General features: G+C 34.8%; 13 protein-coding genes. 3 read left to right on the plus strand and 10 right to left on the minus strand.

Annotation, left to right across the window (positions count from 1 at the left end; translation table 11 throughout):
* Positions 1–177: 177 nt before the first annotated feature.
* Positions 178–2,640, minus strand: coding sequence for a mannose-1-phosphate guanyltransferase (locus tag VIO64_RS00315; RefSeq protein WP_331914033.1), 2,463 nt, complete (start codon positions 2,638–2,640; stop codon positions 178–180).
* Positions 2,641–2,871: 231 nt separating this feature from the next.
* Here VIO64_RS00315 and VIO64_RS00320 point away from each other — a divergent pair, with 231 nt between their 5' ends.
* Complete coding sequence (locus VIO64_RS00320) at positions 2,872–3,192, plus strand: carbohydrate-binding protein (RefSeq protein ID WP_331914035.1); 321 nt, start codon at positions 2,872–2,874, stop codon at positions 3,190–3,192.
* A 28-nt stretch (positions 3,193–3,220) separates the two neighbouring features.
* On the opposite strand, the gene VIO64_RS00325 is transcribed toward VIO64_RS00320, so the two are convergent.
* Together VIO64_RS00325 and VIO64_RS00330 are read right to left on the minus strand one after the other, a co-directional pair.
* Positions 3,221–3,946, minus strand: a complete 726-nt coding sequence (locus tag VIO64_RS00325) for a zinc dependent phospholipase C family protein (protein WP_331914037.1) — start codon at positions 3,944–3,946, stop codon at positions 3,221–3,223.
* 127 nt (positions 3,947–4,073) lie between these two features.
* The gene (locus VIO64_RS00330) at positions 4,074–4,919 is read right to left on the minus strand and encodes a hypothetical protein (protein WP_331914039.1); all 846 of its coding nucleotides are present in this window, start codon (positions 4,917–4,919) and stop codon (positions 4,074–4,076) included.
* 166 nt (positions 4,920–5,085) lie between these two features.
* Between VIO64_RS00330 and VIO64_RS00335 the strand changes: the two genes are divergently transcribed.
* Positions 5,086–5,583 (plus strand): flavodoxin family protein, encoded by a 498-nt coding sequence (locus tag VIO64_RS00335; RefSeq protein ID WP_331914041.1) that lies wholly within the window; start codon positions 5,086–5,088, stop codon positions 5,581–5,583.
* 86 nt (positions 5,584–5,669) lie between these two features.
* Here the strand turns inward: VIO64_RS00335 and VIO64_RS00340 are convergent, their stop codons facing one another.
* From VIO64_RS00340 to yneA, 4 genes are all read right to left on the minus strand, one after another.
* Positions 5,670–6,830, minus strand: coding sequence for a cysteine desulfurase family protein (locus VIO64_RS00340; protein ID WP_331914043.1), 1,161 nt, complete (start codon positions 6,828–6,830; stop codon positions 5,670–5,672).
* Positions 6,823–7,002 (minus strand): hypothetical protein, encoded by a 180-nt coding sequence (locus tag VIO64_RS00345; protein WP_331914045.1) that lies wholly within the window; start codon positions 7,000–7,002, stop codon positions 6,823–6,825. The genes VIO64_RS00340 and VIO64_RS00345 overlap by 8 nt, the downstream gene beginning before the upstream one ends.
* A gap of 316 nt (positions 7,003–7,318) precedes the next feature.
* Positions 7,319–7,978 carry a PilZ domain-containing protein gene (locus VIO64_RS00350; RefSeq protein ID WP_331914047.1) on the minus strand — a complete coding sequence of 220 codons (660 nt, stop codon included), beginning with the start codon at positions 7,976–7,978 and terminating at the stop codon, positions 7,319–7,321.
* A 58-nt stretch (positions 7,979–8,036) separates the two neighbouring features.
* The gene (yneA, locus tag VIO64_RS00355) at positions 8,037–8,324 is read right to left on the minus strand and encodes a cell division suppressor protein YneA (RefSeq protein ID WP_331914049.1); all 288 of its coding nucleotides are present in this window, start codon (positions 8,322–8,324) and stop codon (positions 8,037–8,039) included.
* A 208-nt stretch (positions 8,325–8,532) separates the two neighbouring features.
* Here yneA and lexA point away from each other — a divergent pair, with 208 nt between their 5' ends.
* Positions 8,533–9,174 (plus strand): transcriptional repressor LexA, encoded by a 642-nt coding sequence (lexA, locus tag VIO64_RS00360; RefSeq protein ID WP_331914051.1) that lies wholly within the window; start codon positions 8,533–8,535, stop codon positions 9,172–9,174.
* Between the two features lie 33 nt (positions 9,175–9,207).
* Here lexA and hfq read toward each other — a convergent pair whose 3' ends face one another.
* The 3 genes from hfq to mutL all read right to left on the minus strand — a co-directional run bounded on the left by hfq (position 9,208) and on the right by mutL (position 12,581).
* The gene (gene hfq, locus VIO64_RS00365; protein ID WP_036940396.1) at positions 9,208–9,450 is read right to left on the minus strand and encodes an RNA chaperone Hfq; all 243 of its coding nucleotides are present in this window, start codon (positions 9,448–9,450) and stop codon (positions 9,208–9,210) included.
* Positions 9,451–9,522: 72 nt separating this feature from the next.
* Positions 9,523–10,464: a tRNA (adenosine(37)-N6)-dimethylallyltransferase MiaA gene (gene miaA, locus VIO64_RS00370; protein ID WP_331914088.1), complete on the minus strand. Its 942-nt coding sequence runs from the start codon at positions 10,462–10,464 to the stop codon at positions 9,523–9,525.
* 8 nt (positions 10,465–10,472) lie between these two features.
* Positions 10,473–12,581, minus strand: coding sequence for a DNA mismatch repair endonuclease MutL (gene mutL / locus VIO64_RS00375; protein WP_331914090.1), 2,109 nt, complete (start codon positions 12,579–12,581; stop codon positions 10,473–10,475).
* Between the last annotated feature and the right edge of the window lie 6 nt (positions 12,582–12,587).

Below are 12,587 nucleotides of genomic sequence, written 5' to 3' on the forward strand. Positions count from 1 at the left end.
CTGGACATAAAAATTGCCGTAAGTATATTCTACTTTTAAATCGGTATTAATTCAAGAATATATTATTATTAATTTGCTTATTGTACTGGAATATTGAAATTTATGCATTAAAAAATATTACCGTTTATCAGGTAATATTTTTTAATGATTTCATATGATTTAATGAAACTTACATAACTAACCACGACTTATTTCACGGATTTTATTTATATATATGCTTGTCAGTTCCTCAGCAAACTCGGCTGAATAGCTCTCGCTTATAACATTGCATACAGGCTTTTCAGCATCTGGAAGAACTAAGACCCATCCGCCCTCCTTGAAGATCTTTACTCCCTCCAAGGTCTCTATACTGTCTCCGCTGTTCTCCTGCATAATATGCCTTATAACCTTTCCCTTGGCTTCCCATGGGCACTCAACTTCTTTTTTATCAATATAGAAGTTTGGAATCATGTCTACAAGATCTGAAAGTTTGTAATCATTTCTTTGCATGAAATCCAATATTTTGACCAATCCTGCCATTGCATCAAAATGCATGGTAAACTGATCCAACATCTCCTCCTTCAGTTCATTGCCAAGTATCTTCTCCATTATGTCCTGAGTTGATGTTTTGGACCTTACAACCTTGCCGTTGCATTCATCTGCAATCCTGTCTACAACCTGGCTTGCCGAGATAGGAACAACCACAGTGCCTCCCTGAACATTCTTGAAGAATATGAGAGATATAAGGGCTATAAACATATCTTCAGTTATAATCCTGCCCTTGTTGTCTACAAGCATCATTTTCTCTGAAGTATCCTCGATTGAAACTCCAAGGTCAAATTTCCCCATTTTTATGTGGCTTGTAAAGTATTTAACATCATTTGATGTCATGCTTTGGCTCATGGTTTTTATGTTCATAAGCTTCACATTTACAACTTCAACTTCACAGCCTAGTCCAGTAAGCAGCTCATTCATCGTGGATAAAATAAAGCTTGATCTTGAATTTAGTGCAATCTTGTACTTCATTTTATTGGATACAACATTATTTATTATATTCCTAAGGTAGAACTTGCTGTAATCGGGGATTTGTTTTATTTCTTTTATACAATCGCCCTCACACCTTCTGAAGTCTTCCCTTACAAATGCATTCTCAATTTTTCTCTCAGTACCCCTGTCCACATTGCTTCCATTCCTATCGAGAAAATCTACAAACAGCCTGGCTACGTCTTCTGTAGAGGTACTTATATGAATACCGCCATCGTTTTTATAAAATCTTATTGCGGATCGTGTTATTGGCAAAAGCATTTTTCCAAAATCATATACCTCAATACCTGCAGACAAAAGTCCCGAAATGAATGAAACCTTAAGCATCTGTGCAGGTGTTGAGTCATCACAGCTAACACCTATTTTTGCCTTTCCCTTGAAAGTAGCACCATAAGCAGCACCAAGCTTCGAAGCATATTCCGGAGTAATATCAACATTTATTTCGCCTGCGACTCCTCTGTTTCCGAATATGGAGCGAGTGAACTTTGAGCCCCATACCAGGTTTGAATTGACTTCTGCACCTTCCTCTATAAGCTTATTAGGCCAAATTTTAATATTAGGCTTTATAAGTGCGTTGTTCATTATTATGGTGTCATCACCTATTACAGAGTTCTCAAAGGTTGAAGAGTTGCTTCTTAAATGAACCTTGTTGCATATAACGCTACCTCTAACCTGGACATTCTTTTCTACCAAATTGTTTTTCCATAAAATGCTGCGTTTAATTCCGCTTCTTTCATCTATTATATTGTGGTCACCTATTATTGAAAAGCTTCCTATATTTGCTGTTTTCTTTATCTTGGTATTTCTGCCGATTACGCATGGAGCTTCAAGCCTTGCACCGTCTTCAATTTCGCACCCTTCATCCAACCATATCCCAGGCTCAACCTCTTTACCCGGTATATTCACCTTAACTTTTTTCTCAAGGATATCCATGTGCACACGGCTATAAGCTTTTAAATCCCCGATGTCACACCAGTAGTCATCTGTAACAAACCCATATAAAGGCCTTTTCTCCTTTAAAAGAATGGGGAACAGATCCTTGCTGAAATCAAACATTTCATTTTTGTTAAAGTATCCAAGTATTTCCGGGGAAAAAATATATATTCCTGTATTTACAGTATCACTAAAAACTTCTCCCCAGCTTGGCTTTTCAAGGAACCTTGAAATTCTTGATTCTTCATCAGTAACAACAACACCGTACTCCAATGGAACATCAACTTTCTTTAATACTATAGTCGCAATGGAGCCCTTACTGAAGTGAAAATCAATCGCCTTTTTAAGATCAATATCCGTCAAAGCATCTCCGCTTATTACTACAAATACATCATCTAAAAAATCTTCCGCGTTTTTCACACTTCCAGCAGTGCCAAGAGGTGTCTGTTCCACATAGTATCTTATATTAACACCAAATTCGCTACCGTCCCCAAAATATTCCTTAATCAGTTCAGGCATGTATTGTAGAGTTACAGCAATATCAGTTAAATTGTATTTTCTTAACAATTCAATAATATGTTCCATCACAGGCTTATTTATAATCGGAACCATGGGTTTTGGCCGATTACATGTTAGCGGTCTTAATCTTGTGCCTTCACCCCCCGCCATTATAACAGCTTTCATTTAATCATCCTTTCCTCTCGTTATTATATGTTAAGCCTTAAAAAATATTATTAATAAATTTTTTCTTTAATATTTTTGTGGAGCGAAGCTTTTTTATTATGCTCAAAAATATAAAAAGTATTCCCACATAATTACCATGTGCATTATTTTAACAATTGAATTTTTTTAATTCTGCTTGAGAATAATAAAATAGATGCCGAACTGTATGACTAAATAAAGGAGGATATTAATATGCCTAGAACTTCAAAAAATAATGAGTACCTGCAAAATGGTATTAGTGTAAGTCCAGCTGTTCCAACTTCTGGAGAAAAGGTAAAAGTGCAATATGATGGTATTCTCTCAAAAAGCGGTGCTAACGATGTTTATGTTCATATAGGTTATGGGAGCGATTGGCTAAAATCAGCATTTTTCAAGATGAACAAGTCTCTAACAGGTTTTGAAGCCTCTTTACCTGTGGAATACGGAGACACGATGAACCTTTGCTTTAAGGACAGTGCAAACAATTGGGACAATAACTCAGGCAGGAATTATAGCTTTGATGTAAGCCAGTAACATATAAATCAGGGCCTAAGGACATCTATTATCCTTTTGGCCCTGATTTATTTTCTTCACCGATCATTGTGTCTTTGTAAAACCTCATAAGGCAGCCTGCTGATGTCCGTTGAGCCATTGGAAGTATATACCTGGTAAGCTTATAAAATCTCTCGTTTTCATCCTCTATATTCTTAAGCTTGTTATATATGTTGATGGCATTTCTAGAGTTAAAAATTACAAACTCATCAATATCATCAAGGTAGTATCCACCCTCCATTGCTAAAAAGTCATCATAGTTATTATAATTTCTTCTTACAAAGTTTTCATACTGCCTATGATTGTCAAGTAGCCTTATATTTGCATGCTGGGGTATGGTCATGTCCTGGATAATATGCATGGTTGCCCCAAGATAAAACATAGATTCCTGAATGCTGGACTTTTTCCAATTCTCTAAAGTATTATTATAATACTCTCGAGCCAATGAAAGAGCATTGCGGTTCCCATATAATCCTCTTTCAATATATGGGTTATAAAAGTGACCTGAGCTCTTAAAGTCCTGATCTGCCCAAACAACTCCTTCATTAATTGAAACCAGGTTATCGCTGAAAAAATTAAAGGCATCTACATATTTGTCATTTTTTATAATCTCCAATGACTGTAGGTTTATAAACTTATGAATGCTGCACGGAGTATTTATTATCTGCTTCTTTAATGGGTTAATTGAATAAAGAAAGTAATAAAACATTTTTCCGTAAATTTTTTCCAATACCATAACTTTACCTCAAAAAGAATGATTTTAGTCCACTGTTTTTTAATTTTTGTCCTTTTTATATTTTCCATTTAACTTGCTTAGTAAACACGAATTAAATATTTTTTAAAGTTTAAATTATGACGTAACCTCAATAGCCAATTTCCAAATGACACCCAACAAAACTGCTTTTAACCGGATGCGGAGCACCCTCCCAGCCTCTCGTAACACTGGATAAAACCAACGCAACCCGCGGTTCATAGGGACTCTTTATATATCCGCCTATCTGAACATTAAGAAACATATCGTTTTGATTTTTATATTCACTGAAGGTCTTATTGATACCGTTCCTATTAACCAAAACTTTATATTTTGTTATTATATTCGGTGTACCATACATATCACCATATGAAATATCTGCTATTGATGCTGTGTATTTATTATTGTTATATTCTAATGGAAAACTTGATACCTTAAGGTCGGTATGGATTATAATACCGTATTTATCCAGATATTCTTTGTACTTAACTCTCAAGTTACTATAAACCCATTTAAATATTTCGGTATCCTTGTTGCTATCCCTCAACTCCATTGGTAATCCTTCTTCCAGCCCTCGCTCAGACTGCCATAAATATTTGTCCGTCACCATGTCCTGGATCACCCATCTGAAATAACCTGTTTCATCATTTCCTGCCCCGCCGCCGTATATACCAGTAATATAGGCAAATTTACCGTCTTTTGACCAGCCAATCGGGGCAAACATAAGATCAAAGTATGTTTTATCCCCATATGCTTCATCTGTTTTAAGCTTTGCTTTGTCAACAAAATCCAAAGGCCTGTATAGTGTCGGAATTAGAGGTGTTGGGCTGGTTTGGGGCGTTTGAAGCGTTTGAAGTGTTTGAGGTGTTTGGGGCATCTTTGGCGTTTGGGGCGTTTTTGAGCTGCATCCTAATGCAACTATAAACAAAATGCTTAAAATAATTATCTTAAAATTCATAATTACACCTTCCTTCTATTTGATTAATCACTTTTTATAGAAGTATTACTTATTATTTTACCATACAATGAACTATTAAAACTAATGTGTTTTTGATATAATAATTTTTAGTATTAATCTTTACACTAACACATAACATTACATCCAACTATTAGGAGGTATCTAAATGTCAAATAGCACCAATAACAGAAGAATACTAATAGTTTACTATACCCAATCAGGTAATAGTAAATTCGTTGCCGAAACAATTGCACAGGAAATAAAAGCTGACACTCTCGAAATCAAGACTAAAAAAAGCCTTCCAAAGTCAACCTTTTTTAAGCTTTTTGTAGGAGGAATGCAGGTTGTTTTTAAAATTAAGCCTGATCTACTTCCTGTGGATAAAAAACCTATGGATTATGACATGGTCATTATAGGCACCCCCGTCTGGGCAAGTTCATTTGCCTCACCCTTTAATACATTCTTTTCCCAAATAGATATCAAAGGTAAAAAGATTGCCCTTTACTGCTGCTATGGAGGCTCTAAGGGAAAAACCTTCGATAATATGAAAAATGTACTAAACGGTAATCAATTTATAGGAGAATTGGAAATAAAATCACCCTTAGAAGACAAGAGTGAAGGAATCAGGAGAATCAAAGAGTGGGTTAAAACTATTAATATTTAAATTGAAATGAATTATATTACTTTTAGGTTATATGAAAAGTGTAAACTCTTTCAATTATAAAAGATTATCACTTTTCATATTAAAATTTATTTAGACCTGGAAGTTTTCCTGATTCTCGGCAATATTTCCTTAATCGCATTAGCAGCAGTAATAACCTGATCATCAGTATTGAAAGCAGAAAGGCTTATTCGAATTGCACCGTCAATGTATTTTGCCGGGACTCCCATTGCCTTCAGAACTCTGCTGTGAATCTTTTTTCTTGAGGAACATGCAGATCCTGTCGAAACATATATGTTTTTCTCTTCTAAGTGATGCAGCAAAACCTCTGATTTTATGCCTCCAAAAGCTACATTGAGAATATAAGGGCTTGAGTTTTCCGATGAAATGATCCTAAAGTCCTCAATATTCTTTTGTATTTCCATAATAAAGCTACCTTTCAAAGCATCTACCGCTTTATAATTTTCCTTCATGTTTTTAAAAGTTATTTCTACAGCTTTCCCAAAACCGCATATTCCCGGAACATTTTCAGTCCCTGACCTTAACAGCGACTCTTGGCCTCCTCCTAGAAAGAGAGGATTCAACCTTATGGACTTGTTTACATATAAAGCTCCGCTGCCTTTTGGTCCATGTATCTTGTGTGCACTCATAGATATCATGTCAATGCCAACGCTTTTAGGGAAAATATCCATCTTCCCATATGCCTGAACTGCATCTACATGTATAACAGCATTTTTATTTATAGAATCTTTTATTTTTATTATTTCATCAATGGGCTGAATTGCACCAACTTCGTTATTTACAAGAATAATGCTTATTAATGCAGTCTCCCCCGTAATCTTTGACTTAAGCTCACCCATATCTACTAAGCCGTTGCTGTCAACACTCAAAAAATCAACTGTATAGCCTGAACTCTCCAAATGCTGATAAATCTCCATTACCGAAGGATGCTCTATAGATGAAGTTATAATGTGTTTGCCCTTCCTGGGGTTTCCGAAAAGATATCCTGTTATGGCTAAATTATTTGACTCTGTGCCTCCTGAAGTAAAATATATTTCATTTGAATTTACTCTCAGGCTGTCAGCAATAACCTGCCTTGACTTTTTGATCTCTCTTTCTGCCTCAATACCTTTTTTGTGAAGAGATGATGGGTTTCCGTAAACTTCTTTGCTAATGACCCCCATCAATTCTACAACTTCATCATAAGGCTTTGTAGTTGAACTGTTATCTAAAAAAATCTCGTTATTCATCTTTTTCCTCTTTTTCCTTAATAAACTCTTCTATATTCACAGATCTGTATTCTCCACTATGCTCCAAGCACTTCTCACAGTTATTGCATCTTTTTGTGCTGTCCAAATCACATTTTTCACATTCATAGCATTTAATACAAGCACGATCATATATCAAACACTCTTTTCCCATAAGTCTCAGTCCTTTTTTATAAATTTATACTCCGTTCGTTACCTGTTCCGCCAAAAGTATGGTTATTAACACTTTTAATATGTGAAATCACTCAGTAGTTTTAATATAACACAAACTATATGTTTTGCAATAATCAATTTACATTTTTAATAATTAACACTTAAATATACAGGACTGCAAAGTGACTTTGTGATTCTATATTTTTGAGCATTAAAATTGGCTAAGTAAAATAACCTGAACACTAGTGTTATTTGCTTAGCCAATTTATAATTATATAATTAACTTACAACCTTTAATAGAATTTGCCTCTAACTTTCTAAGGATTCCCGAACTTGAATTTATTTACATAATGGTGCAAATTTCTCCTATTGACTTCCGATATCTCATAAATCTCAAAACCATACTCATATAAGTCCATTATTTTATTCTTTCTCACTATTTTGCCTCTGAAAACAACTTTTTCATTTTTATCCAGTGCAATAGTAATTTCCATAACATCATCAAGTATCAAGTTGATATTACAAACAATTTTTACCCCGGATACACTAATATTAGTAGCGATGCCGAATATGGGATCAAGTATTCCCTGAACCTTAACATGTGCAGCCTTACTAATAAAAAACCTTTCTGCTTTTCTTAAGTCCTTGAGTTTTTCAATTTTTAAGATTGATACTGTAAACTGTATAGGTTCGTCATCATCAATAGATACTATGCTGGCACTAAGCAAATAAACCTCATTAGAGCTATTATAGCTTAAAACAATAATATCACGCGGTGCTAATATCAGGTCCTTTACATTTTCCTTTAAAGTAAGCTTTATTATTGGATCACTGACAGACTCTACAGTTGCTACTAGATCATTATAGACATTATAATGCTTCATATCTATGTCACTGCTTACCTTAATAACTTTTAGACTGGCCTTCGTAAATACGCCCAGCAATCCAGTCTTATCATCAAGATTATATCCTGCCATGGTATCACATCCTTTAATAAAGTTAGGTTGCTTCAAGTCCAATTCTCTTATATCATTTTTATCCTGCAACAGGAATTTTTAGCGTATCTCCTGTGTATATTTCGCTTGAGTCAAGGCTATTAGCTTTTTTAATTTCATATAAAAATTTACGTATTTCAATGCTACCCCTATAACGGTCCGCGATATCCCATAGGGTATCACCATATTTTATTTCTATCAACTTATATTCTTTTTTCTTAATTCCATACGATATATCGGCAAAAACAAAAGTAATCATAATACCTAAAATTAAAAATAAAAATGTAAAAAATCTTTTTTTATTTTTTAAAGTATATTTTTTCTTCATTATAATCCCTCCGAACACCCGTTCTTTATGATAATTATACCCAAACATCCGTTCTTTGTCAATTATTTTTCGAACATTAGTTTGATTTTTTAAAATTATATGATATAATAATCCTGACGAAACCTTTCAAGGAATTAAATGTACTTAGAATATAAAAATCATAAATCGATTTAATCCATATTCATTAAATTTAAACGGGGTGTATGGTATGCATGAGAAGCAGAATGAAAATCAAAAGAAAATTCTAGATTTTATAAACAAGGAAGTGGCTGAAAAGGGTTATCCCCCCTCAGTTCGAGAAATATGCAAAGCCGTAGGCTTAAAGTCAACATCAACGGTTCACGGATACCTAGAAAAGCTCAGTAAAACCGGTCAAATCCAAAAGACCCCCACAAAACCGCGAGCTTTGAAGATAGTAGGCTCCAAAAATGCAAGCACGCAAAAGAATGACAAGGGGTATTATACAGTAAAAGAAATGGTTGATGTTCCTATTGTCGGTAAGGTAACAGCCGGCCAGCCAATTTTAGCTGTTCAAAATGTGGAGGACACTTTTCCATTACCAGTAGACTTTGTGCAAAATTCAACCGCTTTTATGCTAAAGGTACAGGGTGACAGTATGATTGAGGTGGGTATATTCGACAAGGACCTTGTTTTAGTAAAGCAGCAGGCTACAGCTAATAACGGGGATATAGTGGTGGCACTGATTGGTGATGAAGCTACAGTAAAAACATTTTATAAGGAAAATGGATATGTTCGGCTCCAGCCTGAGAATAAATACTTAGAGCCTATAATTGTAAGAGAAAACTTGAGTATTTTAGGAAAGGTTATTGGTGTTTTCAGAAAACTTTAATACAGCATTAAAAAAGCCGCTAAGCGGCTTTTTTTACTGTTCTCTGTTATCATTAAATATAAGATTTACAAGTTTCATAGGACTTATAGTTGATATAGCATGCTTGTAAACAAGCTGTTGTCTTCCATCGCTATCCAAAACTACTGTAAAATTATCAAAACCTTTTACCATACCTTTTAACTGAAAACCATTTGTCAGGTAGATTGTTACAGCAATATGCTCTTTTCTAACCTGATTTAAAAAAACATCTTGTAAATTAATATTATTCTTGTTCACGGGACTCCTCCTCTATCTATCTATTTTTATCCATGCTAAAACATAACACTTACCCGAAACTATACAATTATTCTATAGGAAATTACCATTTGTTGCAATATCATTTTCAATATTTTTTGCAATTTTATTTATGTCCTGCTCCGAATCCAAATCAATCCATTTAATACCTTCGGTCTTTTTAAACCACGTTATTTGACGCTTGGCATACCTTCTTGATCCCATCTTTATTATTTCCTTTGCATCCTCTAAAGTAATTTCATCCTTAAGGTATAAAAGCAGTTCTTTATATCCTAAAGCTTGCATTGCAATGGTATTTCTATCATAGCCCATCCTTATAAGGTCTTTTACTTCTTCAATCAATCCCCTTTCAAACATTAAATCTACTCTTTTGTTTATTCTATCATACAACCTTTCCCTGCCCATTTTAAGGCCATAGGTATAAAACTCATACCTGGAAGGGTTTTTCCTGGACACCTCCTGATGCTCAGATATTGTCTTTTTAGAATACTCATATACCTCTAATGCCCTAATGACCCGCTTTGTGTCATTCTTATGAATTCTTCCAGCGGCTAATGGGTCAACAGATTTGAGTTTGTCATGAAGATAATCATTTCCCAGTTCCTCAGCTTCCTTCTTAAGTCTTTCCCTAAGCTCCCAGTCGCATACAGTCTCTGAAAAATCTATATTATAAAGAAGGGAATTGATATAAAGCCCAGTCCCCCCTACAACTATAGGCTGTTTTCCTTTATTTAATATTTCATCGATATATTTGGTCGCCAGCTCTTTATATCTTGCCACACTAAACTCTTCATCAGGATTTACTTCATCAATAAGATAGTGCTTGATTCCTGACATCTCTTCCTCATCAGGCTTAGCTGTTCCGATATCCATATACCTGTAAATTTGCATTGAATCCGCAGAGATTATCTCCCCTTCCAGTTCCTTTGCCAATTTAATAGACAATGCTGTTTTACCTGATGCTGTGGGACCTACTATTACAATAACCTTACCCATAACCACCCCTACAAAACCCTTTTAAACATTTTTTCCAGCTCATGCTTTGTAAGCTTTACAATAACAGGCCTTCCATGAGGACATGTATATGGATTCCTTGTTTCTCCAAGCTTATCCATGACACTGATTATTTCTTTTTCATCAAGCTTTTTATTAGCTTTTACAGCTGCCTTGCAGGCAATTGTGTAGATGGCTTCATCCGCCATAATATCAATATTGTCAACATTTGACTTCTTTATCTTGTCAACAATCTCTAAAAACAGCTCCTTAACAGAATTTATATCATTTATAAAAGGAACTGATCTTATGATAATTGAATTATTTCCAAAATTCTCAAAATTAAAACCTAAATTATTAAAAATTTCCTTCTTACCTTCAATAAACTTTATTTCGTTATACGGTATCTCTACAACCTCAGGTGTTAAGAGGATTTGTGAAAAAGGCTCCTTTTTACTGAACTTTTCCCTATAGTACTCATACATAATTCTTTCATGTGCCGCGTGTTGATCAATAAGAAGGAGGTTATTATCTTTTTGTATAAGAATATAGGTGGAAAAAACCTGCCCAATTATTGTGGCATTTTTAAACACCTCAAGTTTCTCTTCTTTGGCCCTCCCATCCTCTTTATCATCACTCTTACATTTATCTATTGAATCAGTTTTATCAGATACAATCAAGTTGTATTCTTTGTTTGTTTGCTTACTTTCTGGACTTTCAATTTCTTTCTTATTGTTATCGCCACTTTGTTCACATAACTTTTTACTAAATAAATTATTGCTATTTAAATTATTATTATGTAAACTTTCCTTTTTTACTATTTCATTTTGTGTACTTAAATCAGATCCTTGAAACACCTCTATATTTTTACTTTCTTCTGTGCCAATATTTGGCGGCGTACTGTTTATATCTATATAATTATAATTAGATTTTTCTTCCTTGACTGCTTTAGCCGCACCTTTATCCCTATTCTGGTTTGTTAACTCATTTTTATCCGTTAACTCATTTTTATTTTTTAGAATACTTGCTGTCTCAATATTTTGCTGAACAAAATCCGGCTTTTTTATCTCCTGATCCGTAATTTTAAACAGATTTCCGCTTTTTTCTGTAAAATAGGCGTTTCTAATAAGGGGAGTACTTAAAAGTGCATTATTTATAGCATGATAAACACTCCTAAATACCTCCTGCTCCTTTGAAAACCTTATTTCCATTTTTGTAGGATGAACATTGACATCAACCAACATTGGATTTATATTGATATTTAAAACGGTAAAAGGATGCTTGTTCTTCATTACAAAAGTCTTATACGCTTCCTCAATGGCTGCAGAGATAAGCTTGCTTTTTATGTACCGTCCGTTAATAAAAACCGATTGGTACTCCCTTGTAGATCGGGATATCTCAGGCTTACCAACATAACCTTTGATTTTAAGAATGGAGTCTTCATAATCAATAGGTAAAAGATTTCTGCTTACTTCTTTACCATATATGCTGAATATGACACTTAAAAGATCATTATTGCCTGGGGAATGTAGCACAACCGAGCTGTTCCCAATAAGCTTCATAGAAATGCCCGGCTTTGCGAGAGCTATTCTATTTACAATTTCAGAAATGTATCCGAACTCGGTGCTGTCTTTTTTAAGAAATTTGTATCTGGCTGGGGTATTATAGAATAAACTGCTTACTGTAAAACTAGTTCCAACAGGACACCCCACCTGTTTTATTTCCTTTACTGTGCCCCCCTCAACCCTTACATAAATACCATACTGGTTAGCCCTGGTCCTGGTTGTAAGCTCCACAACGGACACAGATGCAATGCTGGCTAAAGCTTCCCCTCTAAATCCTAATGTACCTATGGATTCCAGATCATTTGAGCTTCGTATTTTACTCGTGGCATGCCTTTCAAAGGCTATTTCAACGTCATCGTCTTCTATACCCGAGCCATTGTCGGTGACTCTCATAAGGCTTATTCCGCCGTTCTTTGCCTCTACGACTATATTATCTGCCCCTGCGTCTATTGAATTTTCCACAAGCTCCTTAATTACAGAAGCAGGTCTTTCAACCACTTCACCCGCAGCGATTTTATTGGAAGTATTTTCATCAAGTAGTACAATCTTTCCCATAGTATC

The organism is Pseudobacteroides sp. (assembly GCF_036567765.1).
Taxonomy (GTDB): domain Bacteria; phylum Bacillota; class Clostridia; order Acetivibrionales; family DSM-2933; genus Pseudobacteroides.